Here is a 16,123-nt window from a genome sequence, read left to right on the forward strand (position 1 = left end):
CACGTCAGGGAAAACTCCTTGAAAACCCTTAGAATTTGCCAATTCCTGCGATTTTTTCCTTCAAAGAGAGAGCCTCGGTCATTCCCGGCTCGATCCGGAGGGCTGAATCCGCATTTGCGAGGGCCCCGGCAGTCTCGCCGTGGATGCTCTGGTAGATGGCGCGGTTCAGGTAGGATCTTGCATAGAGGGAGAGGATATTCTCCTCGTACTTTCGCGGTTGCTCCGGCGGCCGGACCGTGTAGGGCGGAGACGTGATCGCGTGGTAGAGCGTGTCTGCAAAGAGGCGGAACGCCAGGCCCGACGGGACCCGCGCGTATCCGGAGGTGTATTGCGCCTCCAGTTCAGAAGTCGCGTAGACCGGCCGCGATCCGTAGTTGTGGAGAATGAAACTGTGGATGAGGTCGTTATACCTGCGCTCGATCGTCCTGTTGTCGTAGGGAAGATCGTGCTCGAATTTCCTCAGCTCGGCGAGATAGGCGTCGAGTTCTTTGCGGGACCGCTCGATCAGCCAGGGATACCTTTGCTCCAGATGCTTGAAATACCAGCTGCGCCGGAGGAGTTCCTTGTCGACCACAACCACGTCGGGGCGGACCTGCTCCACGATCTGGAAGTAATACGCGGCCGAGACAAAATAATCCCACTCATAGGTGATGATGATTCCGCCCGGCTCGACCGAGTTGAACATGTCGGTCGTATACTTCTCCACGAGAGAGGAGCTGCTCTCGTTCACCCTGCCGAAATTTACGAAGAGGGGGACGAGCGCGACGGCAAGAACGAGCGCGGCGACCGACCGTGCCGGCTGCGGACTCCCCGCCATCGCGATCAGCCAGGCCGCGCCCTGGACGATCCAGAGGGCGATGGTGATGTAGGCGAGGAGAAAGTAGGCGTCGATGTCGTGGATATCATAATTGATCGAGTAGAGGACGCAGGTGAGGAAGAGGAGAACGCTGAAGATCGCCGCCCGCCTCTTCCGGAGAAAGAGAACCGAGACTCCCGCCGCCGCGAGAACAAGGGGGGCGTAACCGAACTCGGGCAGCACGCTGTCGAAGAAATACCGGAACTGGCGCCCCGCGGTCTCGGTGGAGGAAAAGATCCACACCCGGTACTGCTTCCCCGAGAAGTGCCACAGGAATCGCTCGAGATCGACCGGATTCCCCCAGTTCATCAGCGGATGCTGGGCGGCGCGGATCGGAAGATAGAGGTAGAGGGAAAACCCCGCCAGGAAGGGGACGACCAGAGAGGCCAGCCGCTTCCAGGAGCCGCGCCCTGCTCCGCAGGTTGAAAAATAGAGGTAGAGGAATCCCGGAGCGAGGAGAATCGTCGTCATGTGGTTCGTGAAGGAGAGCCCGAGCACGAACGCGAACGCATACCAGATGCCGCGCGGCCCGGCGCGGCCCTGCCCCGCGTCGGGCGACTCAGCCTGAGAGGCGATCGCCTTCGTGAAGAGATACAGTACCGCCGCGACCAGGAACAGGTGCAGCGAGTAGACTTCGACGGCCACGGCCTGTGACCAGTATGTTTCGGAGAAACCGAGGCAGAGGGTCCCCGCCGCGGCCGGGATGTAGACCTGAAGGATCGTCCGGGGCCCGGCTTTTTCCCGGACGCGGTCCGGAACAGCTCCCTCCCTCCCCCGCCCCGCCTGAGAAGGGGAGATTTTGACCGACATCGTCGAGAGAAAGTGCACGAAGAACCGGAAGTAGACGAACAGTCCGGCTGCGCAGAAGAAGGCGGCCATCAGGTTGAGCCTGTAGACCGTCCTGAACGGGAGCGGAAGATGGGCGAACAACCAGCCTGCGATCGAGAAGAGCGGATATCCGGTCGGATGGGCGATCCCCAGCGTGGCTGCCACGGTCGTCAGCTCGCCGGCGTCGATGAAATCGGTCGTCGGGCAGAGCGTGAGGATGTACACGGCGAGAGCCGCAAGTGAAATCACCCCCGCCGCGAAATATTCGAGCCGTCTAGCCGGGGAGACGAGGAACATGGCGATCGATGGGCGGTTTGGGGTTTGTCATGAGAAGAAAATCGCGGAAAGAAGTTACCAAATCCCGGAGGCAAAATCCACTTCAGCGGGCAGCAAGCACTTGTTCTGCTTGACTCTCGGCGCACCTCTCGGTATATTAGGCAAAACTTTCCTCCCGCAACCTCGACATGCCGCCATGGTCAAAATTATCGCGCTCTACGGTCCGCCTCCCGACAGGGCCGCCTTCGACGACCACTATCAGCGCGTCCATCTCCCTCTCCTCCGGAAAACCCCCGGCCTCCGGCGGGTGGAAATTACGAACATCACCGGCACGCCGATCGGCCAATCGAGCTATGTTCTGATGGCGGAGATGTACTACGACTCCATGGAGGCGATGAACTCCGCAAACGCCTCCCCCGAAGGGCGGGCCGCGGCGAAGGATTTGATGTCGTTCGCCGCAAAGATCGTCACGGTCTTTTTCGGGGAGATCCAGGAGTGAGCGTGTATTCCGGCAAGCCCCCCCGCTCTTTCCGCTTCCGCAATATCCTCTACGAAAAACGGCGCGGGCGCGCCACGATCACGATCAACCGGCCCGAAGTCCACAACGCCCTGAACCTCAAGACGCTCATCGAGCTTGGGACCGCGCTGGAGGACGCGGGCTGGGACGATCAGGTTGCCGTCGTTATCGTCACCGGTTCGGGGACGAAGGCGTTCTGCACGGGGGCCGACATCAAGGAGTGGGATCGTGATTTCACGCGGCGGCCGTCCGATTTCTACAAGTGGATGGGGGTGTTTATCGAAACCTACGAGCGTCTTCGCACGATCGGGAAACCGACAATCGCGCGGATCAACGGAATGGTGGTCGGAGGCGGGAACGAGCTCCAGATTTCGTGCGACCTCGCGATCGCGGCGGAGGATATCTCGATCCGCCATGTCGGCGTGGCCCGGGGGAGCGTCCCGGCGGCCGGCGCCACACAATGGCTTCCGATTATCATCGGCGAACGGCGGGCCCGCGAGATGATTCTGCTCTGCGAACCGGTCCCCGCGAAGAAAGCGCTCGAGTGGGGGCTGCTGAACCGCGTCGTCCCGAGAAAGGACCTCGACGCCGCAGTCGACGAAATGGCGCTGGCGCTCATCGACAAGCTCCCCGAATGCACCCGGTACGCGAAGCAACAGCTCAATTTCTGGAGGGATTTCTCGTGGAGCATGACGATCGGCCATTTGAAGGATTGGTTGACGGTTCATGCCGGTTCGGAAGAAGTCCGCGAGGGTATCCGGGCATTCGTCGAGAAACGTCCTGTCGCCTACCGGAAATTGCGCCGGAGAAAAGGCTCAGGACATCGTAGAAGGTAACGAGGAGGCCATGTGAACGTGGGGCCTGTCCGCCGGATTGTATTCCTCTGCCTCCTGCTCGCACTTCTCGGTGCGGGCGGCGTGCGTCACGCGCGGTCGATCTTCCTCTCCCTCCCCGGAACCCAGGTCGGAACGGTCGACTCGGCGAATTCGGCCTCCACCTGCGCGCAGTGCCATAATTCCACCTCCGACATCCGTCCCATCACGATCCACCGGAAGTGGAGCGGCAGCATGATGGCACAAGCGGCCCGCGATCCCATTTTCTTCGCAGCTCTTGCCGCGACAAACAAGTACCGGACGGGTGACGGTGAATTCTGCATTCGCTGCCATTCACCGATGGGCTGGCTCGCCGGGCACTCCGAGGATTTCACCGGGCAGGCCCTCTCCGGGACGGATTTTGACGGCGTTCAGTGCGACTACTGCCACCGTTCCGTCGACCCCCTCAACCCCGACAGCACCGTCTCCCCCTTCACGACGCCGGTCCCGGGTTACGGCAACGGCATGCATGCCGTGCAACAGCTGACGATTCCCAAGAGGGGCCCGTATGACAGCGTCGCGGCCCCCCACCAGACCCGGTATGATGCGTTCCAGAAATCGAGCGAGCTCTGCGGCGTCTGCCATGACGTCAGCAATCCCAGGTATGCGGTGGATCGCGCGACGCAGCCGCCTCACGAGTACGGGCCCCTGGAGCGCACGTACAGCGAGTGGCTCATGAGCTGGTACGCAACCCAGGGCGACTCGGGGACATGCCAGTCGTGCCATATGGCCGACACCTCCGGGTATGTCTGTATCTACCCGACGGTGCCGTACCGGACGGACATCGCACAGCATGACCTGACCGGCGGCAACACATTCGCCCCAAAAATCATACCGGATTTCTACACGGGGGTCGACACCTCCGCGCTCTCCGAGGGAGTTGAACGGGCCGCGGCGACGCTACGGCGGGCCGCCGAATTGAATGTCAGCGCGATCCATTCGGGCGACAGCGCGATCGCCTTCGTCAATATTACGAACCTCAGCGGTCACAAGCTGCCCACCGGCTATCCCGACGGGCGAAGGATGTGGATCAACCTCATCGCCCGGAATTCCCAGGGGGATACCGTCTTCGAGTCGGGCTCCTATGACCCCGATTCAGCGATCCTGGCACATGATCCTCAAATCAAAATCTACGAGGCGATCCACGGCCTCACGGCCTCTACGGCATCCTCTCTGGGGCTCGAGGCGGGCCCCTCGTTCCATTTCTTCCTGAACGATACGATCCTCTTCGACAACAGGATCCCGCCGAGAGGATTTACCAACCTGGGGTTCCTGCTCCGAAGAGCGGAACCGGTCGGGGCGGCCTACGCCGACAGCCAGTACTGGGACCGCGTCCGTTATGTTCTCCCCGGCTCCGCCGCCACGGTGAGCGCTTCGCTCTATTATCAAACGATGAGCAAGGAATACGCCGACTTCCTGCGGGACGAAAATTCGGGCAACGCCTACGATTGGAACAACTGGGGCGGGAAGCTCCATCAATCGTGGCAGAACCGCGGCAAATCGTCGCCGGTCCTCATGGGCAGCGGATCGGCGGTCGTAAGAGACTCCATCGAAAGTGTGCGCGACGGAATCAGGAAGCCCGACAGGTTCGCCCTCCTCCAGAACTTCCCCAACCCGTTCAATCCGGCAACCAGACTCTCCTTCTCTCTCGGAAGGGCTTCCTTCGTAACGTTGAAAATCTATGATCCGGTGGGACGGGAAATCGCGACGCTGGTCAACGGGCCGAGGAATGCCGGAGTCCATTCGGTTGATTGGCACGCAGGATCGGTCCCGAGCGGAATCTATCTGTACAGGCTTGTCGCCAGGGGTACCGGGGCGCGGCCCGGACAGCCCTTCATCGATCAGAAAAAAATGGTACTCATCAGGTAAGCAGAATCCTCAACTACCTACTCCCCAGCCATGACCTATTCCACGCTGCTTGTCACGAAGGAGAATCAATGCGCCCTCATACAGTTCAACAGGCCCGAGGTGCTGAACGCACTGAATATGAAATTGATGGAGGAACTGGTGGCGGCCCTTGAGCAACTCGACGGAGACCCCGACGTCAACGTCATCATCCTCACGGGAAATGAAAAAGCGTTCGCGGCGGGCGCCGACATCAAGGAAATGGCCGGCGCCGGCGCGGTCGATATGCTCCTGCGCGATCAGTTCGCCCGCTGGGATCGAATCCGCAAAATCAAGAAACCGATCATTGCGGCCGTGAGCGGATTTGCCCTGGGGGGAGGATGCGAACTCTCAATGAGCTGCGACATGATCATCGCCTCCGAAAGCGCGAAATTCGGCCAGCCCGAGATCAACATCGGGGTCATGCCCGGCGCGGGCGGAACGCAGCGGCTCACGCGCGCTGTCGGTAAAGCCAGGGCGATGGAAATGATCCTCACCGGGAGGATGATCGGCGCCGGGGAAGCGGTCCGTATGGGCCTGGTCAACAAGGTCGTCCCCGTCGAATCGTATCTCGAGGAGGCGAAATCTCTCGCCCGGGAGATCGCCTCGAAACCCCCCGTCGCGGTGCGGCTGGCGAAGGAGGCCGTGCTCAAGTCGTTCGACACGACCATCGAAGGGGGCCTGGAGTTTGAGCGGAAGAATTTTTACCTCCTCTTCGCATCAGACGATCAGAAAGAAGGGATGAAAGCGTTCGTCGATAAGCGGAAGCCAGAATGGAGGGGAACGTGAGGATGATCAGGAGAGCCGTCTCAATCCTTGCCGTCGCGGCATGCGCCGTGTTATCGGCCCGGGCTCAGGGCGGGAGTTACCCCGACTTCGAAATCGTCGAGAGCATCCCCGTTGAGACCGTTCTCGACAACCCCGACGTGCGGAACACCGGGGAAGTCTGGCTGGAGATGATCAACCGCGCGACGAGATCGCTCGATATCGAGCAGTTTTACATTTCCAACCAGGCCGGCGAACCGCTCGATGAGGTGCTCCGGGCGATCATCCGCGCGGCGGAACGCGGAGTAACCGTGCGGGTCCTCGTCGATTCGCGGATGTATAAGACCTATCCCGAAAGCGCAGACCTGTTCGGGAAACAGAAGAACATCGAGATGCGGGTGATCGATTACGGGCAGATCGCCGGCGGGGTGCAGCACGCCAAATACTTCATCGTCGACAACACGGAGGTTTTTTTCGGGAGCCAGAATTTCGACTGGCGAGCGCTGAAGCACATTCACGAGCTGGGCGTGCGCATGCGGCATCCGCAGGCGGTCCGCGTCTATGAAGATATTTTTAATCTTGATTGGGACCTCTCAAAGCTGAGCAGGGGCGCTCAAACGGCGGCGGAGCGGCAGGTCATCATCGACGCCCGCGTGATGATTCCGGGGCACTATTCCACCCCGTTTCAACTTGTCGAGCCGGGGAATGATACCATCGTTTTTTCTCCGACGTGCAGTCCGAGGGGGCTGATCCCCGACACCGCCCTCTGGGACGAAACCCAGATCGTGCGTCTCATCGACGGGGCGACCTCCGGGGTCATGTGCCAGTTCCTCACCTACTCGCCGGTGGGGAGGGACAAGAGTTACTATCCGGTGCTCGAGAATGCCCTGCGCCGGGCCGCCGCGCGCGGAGTCAAGGTAAAGATGATCGTCTCAGACTGGTCGAAGGAGCATCCGGTGGAGGATTACCTCAAGAGCCTCGCACAGATCCCGAACATCCAGGTGAAATACAGCGTCATCCCCGACTGGTCGAAGGGGTATGTTTCCTTCGCCCGCGTCGAGCATCTCAAGTACCTGGTGGTGGACAGCGCGAGCTGCTGGATCGGAACGGCAAACTGGGAGAAGAGTTATTTTTACTCGACCCGGAACGTGGGCGTGAGCGTGCAGAACGGAAGAATCTCGAAACTTCTCCGTCGGATTTTTCTCAAGGGGTGGGACGGCCCCTACACCGAGGCCGTCAGAGCGGAAGTCGACTATCGGAGCCGGCGTCACGGGGAGTAACGGGCGCGGCTGAGAGCTCCGCCGCGCGATGACGCTTTCGTTTTTTCTTCAACTGGGTATAATAGAACGCCGACTCCATCACCGTGAGGAGCGCCAGCGAGAGGGTGTCGCGGTCCAGCCAAAGGCCGAATCCTTTTTCTGCAATGATCAGCCCGACGAGAAACGTCGACATCGTCCAGCCCACCGAGAAGATCAGGACAAAAAAGCCGACCGCCAGCAGCCCCTCCTTCCAGTTCGCCTCCTGCCAGCGCTTCGTATAGAACGTGACCGCGGCAATCGTGTGGAGGTAGAAAATGAAGAGCGTGATCATGCGCGGGGGGTGGCGTCAGGCGGCGTGATTCGATGAAAAGAGCGCGCCGATGGTCCTGAACAGTATCTTGAGGTCGAAACCGAGCGACCAGTTCTCTATGTAGTAGATGTCGTACCGGACCCGTTCTTCGAGCGAGGTATTTCCCCGCAAGCCGTTGATCTGCGCCCACCCCGTCATTCCTGTCTTCATCCGGTGCCGGTCGAGGTATTTCGGGATCGGCGTCTTGCCGGGGTCGTCTTTCCTGGAAAACTGCTCGACAAAAAAGGGCCGTTCCGGACGGGGCCCGACGAGGCTCATCTCCCCTCTCAGCACGTTGAACAGCTGCGGCAACTCGTCCAGGCTCGAGGCGCGGAGAAATTTTCCCACGGCGGTCCTGCGGGGATCGTCATCACGCGCCCAGACCGGGCCGGTCGACGACTCAGCCATCTGATTCATCGAGCGGAACTTCAGCATACGGAACGGCCTTCCGTCGAGCCCCACGCGTTCCTGCCGGAAGAACACCGGTCCCCTCGAATCCAGCCTGATGAAGAGAGCGAGGAGGAGGAAGAGCGGCGAAAAGAGAATCAGAAGGGGGATCGTCAGGGCAAGGTCGAACGCGCGTTTCGAGATCCTTCCCCACGACGTCATCGGCATCCCCTTCACCTTGATAAAGGGAATCCCCTCAATCTCCTTCACCGTCATCCGGCTGGCGAGCAATTCGACGATGTCCGGGACGAGGAGGAACTCGACATTGAGCCCCTCGCATTCCTGCATCATACGGAACAGTTCCAGGTGGTCTTCCTGCGGGAGGGCTATCAGGGCCAGCTCGACCTTCTCTTCCGAAATCCTTGGGGCTACTTCGTTGTACGCGCCGAGATACGCCACGGAGGCGAGGGGTGTTCCGGCCGCCGGTGCGGAGGGCGCGAAACATCCCACCAGCCGGTATCCCAGAAGAGGATGGTTATGGAGCGACTCAAAAATCCTCTGTGCCGCGTCGCTGCTTCCGATGATGACCGCCTTGCAGAGATCGCGGCCGCTCCGGTAAAGACTTTTTTCGATGAGATGGAGGACCGCCCTTCCCGAGCAGATGAGAACAACCGACGTGATCCAGAGGAGGCCGAAGACGAGGCGCGAGTAGGAGAATTCCCGGTAGAAAAAAGCTCCGCTCATCACGATCAGCATTCCGATGGAGACGAGCTTTACCACGTCGAGGAACTCACCCGGCAGGGAAACGTTCCGCCGGGCTCCGTACATGCGGCGGGATTGAAACAGGATCAGCCAGACGGCGATGACGGCGATCGACCCGTAGAGATACGCCGCGAACGGGGGCTTCTCCCCCCCGACCGTCAAAAGTTTCAGCAGCGATGTGTCGAAGCGGAGCCAGTAGGATATCAGAAACGCGGACTCGACCGCCACGGCGTCGAACAACACCCCGAGGGCCGGAATGAGAACATCGTTTCGGCGAGGGAGCCCCATGCCGGCCGGTTATCCGAACATCTCGTGTTCCAGGAGTCCGCAGAGGATGTGCGCGACGGTAATGTGCCCCTCCTGGATGCGCTGCGTATCGGCCGAAGGGATGACGATGGGGATATCGACCAGCTTTTTCGCTTTCCCCCCTCCTTTTCCGAGGAACCCGATCACGGTCATGCCTTGCTTTGTTGCGTTGACGATTGCGCGGTTCACGTTCTCCGACGCTCCGCTCGTGCTGATCGCGATCAGCACATCCCCCTTCTTCCCCAGCCCTTCCACCTGCCGGGCGAAGATGTTCTCAAACCCGAGGTCGTTCCCGCCTGCGGTGAGCATCGAACTGTCGGTCGTCAGGGCGATCGCCGCGAGGGCGGGCCTGTCGGGTTTGCTCATGCGGATGACGAGCTCCGTCGCAATGTGCTGCGAATCGGCGGCGCTGCCCCCGTTGCCGCAGAGGAGAACCTTCCCCCCCTTCCTGTACGAAAGGAGGATCGCGTTCAGCGCATCCCGGATCCCGGCCGCGCAGGCGTCGAACATGTTCTGTTTTGTTTCGGCGCTCTCCTCGAGCTGCCGCCGGATGTAACGGTTCCGGGCTTCGGTGGTGGTGGAGTTCTTCGGCATTCGTCAGGTCACTCTCAAATGAACGTGTGGAGGGTCGGTCGCACTACCCCGAAAGCATCGACTGGATGATGCCGGAGACCTGCTCCAGGGTCTCGTCGAGTTTGGAAATGTCCTTGCCCCCTGCGGTCGCAAGGTGGGGTCTCCCGCCGCCGCCGCCCCCGACCCGTTTGGCGAGCTCCCCCACGATTTTTCCCGCCTGAAGTTTTTTCTCTTTGATCAGGTCGTCGGTAACGACGCAGACAAGCGCCACCTTCTGGTCGATGACGGCGCCGAGCACGCCCACGCCGGAGGGGAGTTTCTCTCTCAGAGTATCTGCGAGGCTCTTCAGTTCGTCCGCAGTTCCGGCTTCGATCCGGGCGGAGACCACTTTGAATCCGTTCACAGGCACTCCCCGCGAAATAATCACCTCGAGGCCCGAGGTCGCCTCCTTCACCCGGTATTTGCTCAGCTCCTTCCGGAGGTCGTGGGTCGATTTGGAGAGCTGTTCGAGCGCGTCCTGCCGCTCGCGGGCCGCCTGGTCGACCGCCGCGAGCCGGTCCCGGGAATTCATGCCGGGCGGAAGAGAAATCGCTCCGGGCGAAGGCCCCGGCGAGGGTTCGTGCACGGTGTGCTGGCGGAGCTGCCTCTCAAGATCCTCCTTCTCCCGCAGGAGCCGTTCAATCTGGTGATCAAGATCGCCGGCTTTCTCAATCCGGCCCTGAATGTATTTCTCGAGCCCCTCCCCCGTGACAGCTTCGATCCGCCGGATGCCGCTCGCGATGCCCGACTCGGCGACGATCTTGAACAGCCCGATGTCGGTCGTGCTTTTGACGTGGGTCCCGCCGCAGAGCTCGACCGAGAATGCCGGGTCGATCTCAACGACACGCACGCGGTCTCCATATTTTTCGCCGAAAAACATTTTGACGTTCGGATACCGCCTCTTCGCCTCCTCGATGGTGAGCCATTCCTTCGGGTCATTCAGCGCGACGACTTTGACCGATTGAGCGATCTTTTCGTTGACAATATCCTCGATCGCGTTCAGTTGATCGGGAGTGATCCTCTCAAAATGATTAAAATCGAAACGCAGGTGATCCGGCGCCACCAGCGAACCCTGCTGGTGCGCGTGCGTCCCGAGCACCCTGCGGAGCGCCTCATGGACAAGGTGTGTGGCGGTGTGGTTGCGTTCTACATTGCGGCGGCGGACCGGACCGACCTTCAGCGCGACGAGCGTGCCCCTGGCCAGCTTCATCTCTTCCGCGAGCACATGGACCATCGCGTCGTTGGCCTTGAGGGTGGCGATCACGGCGAGCTTCCTGCCGTCGACGATGATCATTCCTTCGTCTCCGACCTGTCCGCCGGACTCGCCATAGAACGGAGTCGGGTCAACAACAAGTTCGTTTCGATCGGATTTCACGACACTGCCGGAGGCCTCCAGGGTGTCGTACCCCACAAACCGGAGGGTTTTGGCATCCATGTCTTTCGTGAATTCCAAAGCCGCCCCCTTGCCCGGAATGACAGACGCGGTCGCGGCGCTGCCGCCGCCCGCAGACGCCGCAACAGATGTCCCTGCGACAACTTTGGACTGGCTCTTTTGCGCATTCATGAGTTCGGCAAATCGGCTCATATCAACCGTGAGGCCGCGTTCCTGCGCAATCAGCCCGGTGAGGTCGGGCGGAAACCCGAAGGTGTCGTACAACTTGAATGCTTCATCTCCCGGAAATGTCTTTGAAGGACCGACTCGCCCGACCACAGACTCGAATATCTCCAGCCCGCGGTCCAGTGTCGTATTGAAGCTCTCTTCCTCCCCCTTGATCATCCGCTCGATCAGCGATTGTTTCTCCCTGATCTCGGGATACTGATCCCCCATCGAGCTCGCAACAGCATCAACCACCTTGTAGATGAACGGTTCGTGCATCCCGAGGGTCCTGCCGAAGCGGGCGGCGCGCCGGAGAATTCTGCGCATGACATACCCGCGCCCCTCGTTCGATGGAATCCCACCGTCCGCGATCGCGAACGAGAGCATGCGCACGTGATCCGCGATCACGCGGAAGGCGACGTCGACTTCCGATTGCGGATCATCCGGTGATCCCGAATATCGCTTGTCCGTAATCGAGGCGATTCGCGAGATGACCGGCATGAAGACGTCCGTATCGTAATTCGATTTCTTTCCCTGTAGCACGGCACAGATGCGCTCGAATCCCATCCCCGTGTCGACATGCTTCGCCGGGAGCGGAGTGAGAGTCCCTTGTGCGTCCCGGTCGTACTGAATGAAGACGAGGTTCCAGATCTCCATCACGCGGGGATCGCCCGCGTTCACGAGGTGTCCTCCGGAATAATCGGATGTCAGGTCGATGTGGATCTCCGAGCAGGGCCCGCAGGGCCCGGTCTCACCCATCTCCCAGAAGTTGTCTTTCTTCCCGAACCGGAGCACGTGCGAGGGATCGATATCGGTGACCCCTTTCCATAGTTCTTCCGCCTCATGGTCGGTCTCATAGACCGTCGCAAAAAGGCGCTTTTTCTCAATCCCCCACACGGCGGTCAGAAGCTCCCAGGCCCACTCTATGGCTTCGCGCTTATAATAGTCGCCGAACGACCAATTGCCGAGCATCTCGAAGAAGGTGTGGTGGTAGGTGTCCCGGCCGACCTCCTCCAAATCGTTGTGCTTTCCGCTCACCCGGATGCATTTTTGCGAATCTACGGCCCTTCGGTAGCCCCGTCTCCCCGTCCCGAGGAAAACGTCCTTAAATTGGTTCATTCCGGCGTTGGTGAACAAAAGCGTCGGATCTTCGTATGGTATAACGGGTGAGCTTGGGACGATCGCATGATCCCGCTCTTTAAAGAACTTCAGAAAACCACTTCGTATTTCGTTGGCAGTCATCATAGTATTACCGGGGCGCGCCCTATACTTCGATCTGGGTCATCAGTTCAATTTCTTCGAGGATTCCGCTTACTTCGACACACCGCTTCATCTCGCCGACGTAGACCATCGCCTTTCCTCGTGTGTGGACCTCCCAGGTGAGGGCTTCAGCGCGGGGGAAGTCGCATCCGGTCGCCTTGATGATCTGTCCGATCACCTCTTCGAAGGTGTGAACCTCGTCATTGTAAAGAATCACTTTCGCAGGCTCCTGGATGGCACCTTCAATCCCCAGCTCCTCCTCCGAACCGGATAGAGGATTACTCTCCGCACTATGTACAATCGAGAAAAACACAGCTGTCAGACACAATAGTAGGAAAAAACGCCCACTTTTGCAATGATCATCCATTGACTTTAGACCACTGAAGGGATATATTAGTATGACTCATGTTAATTCTCGTCCACCATCTCTTATGAAAAAAAAGCTGGCGACCCTGTTCGTGGCAGGGCTTGCCTTCTCCCTCACGTTTCTCCTCTCCACCGCACATCGCCCGGCTCCTTCGCATAAAACTCCGGATGAACGGGAAGATAATGCGCGCGAAATGTTCGAATGGTGGTACAACCAGCGGGCGTTTCCCTACGATCTGATCCCGCAGGGGGCTTTCCAGAAGGCCGCCTCCTATGCGAAAACAAAGATGCGGCGCGAGGCAAAAGGCCCCTTTTCCGGGACGGCGACCCCGCCCTGGGTTTCGATCGGGCCCAACAACGTCGGCGGCCGCACGCTCTCGATCGCGGTCGATCCCGTCCATTCGAATGTCGTCTGGGCCGGTTCCGCGAGCGGCGGGCTCTGGAAATCGACGACGGGCGGGGAAGGCGCAACCGCATGGAGTTATGTCCCGACCGGCTATCCGACCCTCTCCGTCAGCGCAATCGCCATCGACCCCGGCAATACAAATGTCATCTACATCGGAACGGGGGAGATCGGCCCTTACCGCGGCGCGGTGGTCGGGACGCCGGGTGCCCGTTCTTCGTACGGAATGGGAATCCTCAAATCGACGAACGGAGGCGCGAGCTGGGCCCAGACTTCGCTGACGTGGACCTTCTCGCAGATCACGGCGGTCGAGAAGATCGCCATCAACCCGCGCAACTCGAAGACCCTCTATGCGGCGACGAGCGAGGGCGTCTATAAATCCGTGGATGCGGGCGCGAATTGGACTCTCACCGACGCGACGCTGATGGCGATGGACATCGCGATCAATCCCTCCGACACAGCCATAGTCTACGCGACACACGGCAACCTCAACTCGACGGCCCTGGCAGGACTCTACCAGACCCTCGATGCCGGAGGAGAATGGTTTCCGCTTGCGAACGGTCTTCCGGGGACCGATTTTGGAAGGGCGGCGATCTCGATCTGCACCAGCCATCCTTCGACCGTCTACCTCGCGGTCGCAAACGCGACGACCGGGGCGGCGTTCGGACTCTTCCGGTCCGACGATGACGGCGGATTCTGGGCGCAGGTATCGGATTCAAATTTTACATCGGCGCAGGGGTGGTATGACATCGCGGTCGGCGTAAAACCGACCGATCGCTTTACGGTGTTTACCTCGGGCCTCGACATCTATCGGTCGACAACCGGCGGCGATTCCCCCATCCAGGGGTCCTATTGGTTCCAGGGAGCGTTCGGACCTGTGCCGCCCGGGGGCCCCGAAGGACCTTCCAGCTACGCTCACGCCGACCACCATGCGATCACTTTCGACCCCTCTCATCCCGACACGATCTATTTCGGCTGCGACGGCGGGGTGTTTAAAACCACCGACGGAGGAGACACCTTTTTCGGATGCAACGGCGGTTACGTGACCACGCAGTTCTATAACGGATTTGCGAACGCGGTCGCGGATTCCCAGGTGGCTCTCGGCGGACTGCAGGACAACGGAGTGGTCAAGTACGAAGGGAGCACGACATGGAATAAAGTGGACGGAGGCGACGGCGGCTGGTGTGCGATCGATCCGACGAACGCGGGCATTCTGTATGACGAGTATGTGTTTCTCTCGCTGAAGAAGTCGGTCAACGGCGGAGGGTTCAACCCGATCACGAACGGCCTGCCAACCGGCGGCGCGGTGTCCAACTTTATCGCTCCGTTCGGGATTTCCCCTTCCGATGCAACTGTTCTCTATGCCGGAAATAAGAATGTCTATAAAACCACCAACGGAGGCGATTCGTGGTACGCACCGAACGGAGGGGCGAATCTCAACGGGACAAGGGTCGCATCCATCGGTATCTCCTACACGAGCTCGGACACCCTCATGGCGGCGACAGGCTCGCCGACGTTCCAGGTGTTCGCGTCGACCAACGGGGGACAATCGTGGACGAACGTGACAGGGACGCTTCCGAACCGCTATCCGACAGACATTGAATTCGATCCCAACACCAGCTCAACGGTCTATATGACCTTTTCCGGCTATGGAACTGGGCATCTTTACAGATCGACGAACGTCGGACAGAGCTGGACGAACATCACCTCCAATCTCCCCGACATCCCGCACCAGAGCGTCGTCGTCGATCCGGCGCAACCATCAAATATTTACGTCGGCACCGATCTCGGGGTCTACCATTCTTCCGACGGGGGAACGCTCTGGGAGGATTTCAGCAGCGGAATGATGCCTGCGATGGTGCTCGACATGACCGTTTCGCGCTCCAACGCCGCGCTCCGGGCGGCGACGTTCGGCAACGGCGTGTTCGAGCGCAAGCTCGCCCGTGTGGCGTCGATCGCGCTTGCTGCTCCGGTGGGGGGAGAGGTGTGGCTCGGAGGCCAGCCTGCGCTCATCCGGTGGTCTGAACTACTGGTGTCTCTCCTGAAAATCGAATACTCGACAGACGACGGAGGGACGTGGTACCTGGTCGCGGACAATGTCCCGGGAGCATCGGGACAGTATGCATGGACCCTCCCTTCGATCGCGACAACCCACGCCCGCGTGCGCATCAGCCAGAGCGGCTCGGGGAGCCCGGCCGCTTCGAGCACGAGCTCGTTTACGATCACCCTTACTCCCGACGTGACCGACGGTTGGAACCTCTCCTCCCTGCGTCTCCGTCCGCTGAACAACAGAAAATCGATACTCTTTCCGACGGCGACCACCCCCGCTTTTGCCTATGCGTCGAGCTACGTGGTCCGGGACTCGCTCAATCCGGGAGAGGGGTTCTGGATGAAGTTCAGCGGGGCGCAGCTTACCCCCTACGCGGGAGATTCTCTGGCGGCGGATACGATACAGGTCCATACGGGATGGAATCTCATCGGAGCTCTCTCGAGAGGGTTTGCAGTCAGCAGCGTCGTTCAGATTCCGCCGGGAATCGTGATCACGCCCTTCTTCGGGTACGGTGGAAGTTACGGCTCGATCACGACACTCCAACCCGGCAAGGGCTACTGGGTCAAAGTCAATTCGGACGGCCAGCTTGTTATCCATTCGGGTTCCGCTTCTGCTCCCTCGTCCCCTCCCTCTTCCACTCAGCTTGCCGGTGAGTTCGGTTCCTTCACTTCCCTCCTCATCGGCGACGCAGGCGGCAGGAGCCAGACTCTCTATCTCGCTCCCGGGGCGGATCGATCGGCTTCCTTTGCGCTCCCTCCCGTCCCTCCCGAGGGC

General features: G+C 60.2%; 12 protein-coding genes. 6 read left to right on the top strand and 6 right to left on the bottom strand.

Annotation, left to right across the window (positions count from 1 at the left end; all coding sequences use genetic code 11):
• Window positions 1-28: 28 nt before the first annotated feature.
• On the bottom strand, window positions 29-1,981 hold the full coding sequence (locus VI215_08255) for a DUF2723 domain-containing protein (GenBank protein HEY6192297.1): 1,953 nt from the start codon (window positions 1,979-1,981) through the stop codon (window positions 29-31).
• Window positions 1,982-2,156: 175 nt separating this feature from the next.
• On the opposite strand from VI215_08255, the gene VI215_08260 reads away from it, so the two are divergent.
• From VI215_08260 to VI215_08280, 5 genes are read left to right on the top strand one after another with little or no spacing between them, the layout of a single operon-like run.
• Window positions 2,157-2,459 carry an EthD family reductase gene (locus VI215_08260; GenBank protein ID HEY6192298.1) on the top strand — a complete coding sequence of 101 codons (303 nt, stop codon included), beginning with the start codon at window positions 2,157-2,159 and terminating at the stop codon, window positions 2,457-2,459.
• A complete protein-coding gene (locus tag VI215_08265) occupies window positions 2,456-3,313 on the top strand; it encodes an enoyl-CoA hydratase/isomerase family protein (GenBank protein ID HEY6192299.1) in 858 nt (285 codons plus the stop codon). Before VI215_08260 ends, VI215_08265 begins: the two co-directional genes overlap by 4 nt.
• 18 nt (window positions 3,314-3,331) lie before the next feature.
• A complete protein-coding gene (locus VI215_08270; protein HEY6192300.1) occupies window positions 3,332-5,218 on the top strand; it encodes a hypothetical protein in 1,887 nt (628 codons plus the stop codon).
• Window positions 5,219-5,248: 30 nt separating this feature from the next.
• Window positions 5,249-6,022, top strand: coding sequence for an enoyl-CoA hydratase-related protein (locus VI215_08275; protein ID HEY6192301.1), 774 nt, complete (start codon window positions 5,249-5,251; stop codon window positions 6,020-6,022).
• Window positions 6,007-7,278, top strand: coding sequence for a phospholipase D-like domain-containing protein (locus VI215_08280; GenBank protein HEY6192302.1), 1,272 nt, complete (start codon window positions 6,007-6,009; stop codon window positions 7,276-7,278). Before VI215_08275 ends, VI215_08280 begins: the two co-directional genes overlap by 16 nt.
• Here VI215_08280 and VI215_08285 read toward each other — a convergent pair.
• Genes VI215_08285 through VI215_08305 form a run of 5 tightly spaced genes read right to left on the bottom strand, consistent with a single transcriptional unit; the run spans window position 7,235 to window position 12,747 of the window.
• Window positions 7,235-7,588, bottom strand: coding sequence for a hypothetical protein (locus VI215_08285; protein ID HEY6192303.1), 354 nt, complete (start codon window positions 7,586-7,588; stop codon window positions 7,235-7,237). The genes VI215_08280 and VI215_08285 overlap by 44 nt on opposite strands.
• A gap of 15 nt (window positions 7,589-7,603) precedes the next feature.
• Window positions 7,604-9,043: an undecaprenyl-phosphate glucose phosphotransferase gene (locus VI215_08290; GenBank protein HEY6192304.1), complete on the bottom strand. Its 1,440-nt coding sequence runs from the start codon at window positions 9,041-9,043 to the stop codon at window positions 7,604-7,606.
• A gap of 9 nt (window positions 9,044-9,052) precedes the next feature.
• Window positions 9,053-9,655: an SIS domain-containing protein gene (locus tag VI215_08295; protein HEY6192305.1), complete on the bottom strand. Its 603-nt coding sequence runs from the start codon at window positions 9,653-9,655 to the stop codon at window positions 9,053-9,055.
• Between the two features lie 43 nt (window positions 9,656-9,698).
• A complete protein-coding gene (gene alaS, locus VI215_08300; GenBank protein ID HEY6192306.1) occupies window positions 9,699-12,515 on the bottom strand; it encodes an alanine--tRNA ligase in 2,817 nt (938 codons plus the stop codon).
• A 19-nt stretch (window positions 12,516-12,534) separates the two neighbouring features.
• A complete protein-coding gene (locus VI215_08305; GenBank protein ID HEY6192307.1) occupies window positions 12,535-12,747 on the bottom strand; it encodes an ATP-dependent Clp protease adaptor ClpS in 213 nt (70 codons plus the stop codon).
• 214 nt (window positions 12,748-12,961) lie between these two features.
• On the opposite strand from VI215_08305, the gene VI215_08310 reads away from it, so the two are divergent.
• On the top strand, window positions 12,962-16,123 hold a 3,162-nt coding region (locus VI215_08310), incomplete at its 3' end, for a hypothetical protein (GenBank protein ID HEY6192308.1).

The sequence above is a fragment of the Bacteroidota bacterium genome, from assembly GCA_036522515.1.
In the GTDB taxonomy this organism is placed as follows: Bacteria; Bacteroidota; Ignavibacteria; order UBA10030; family SZUA-254; genus VBOC01.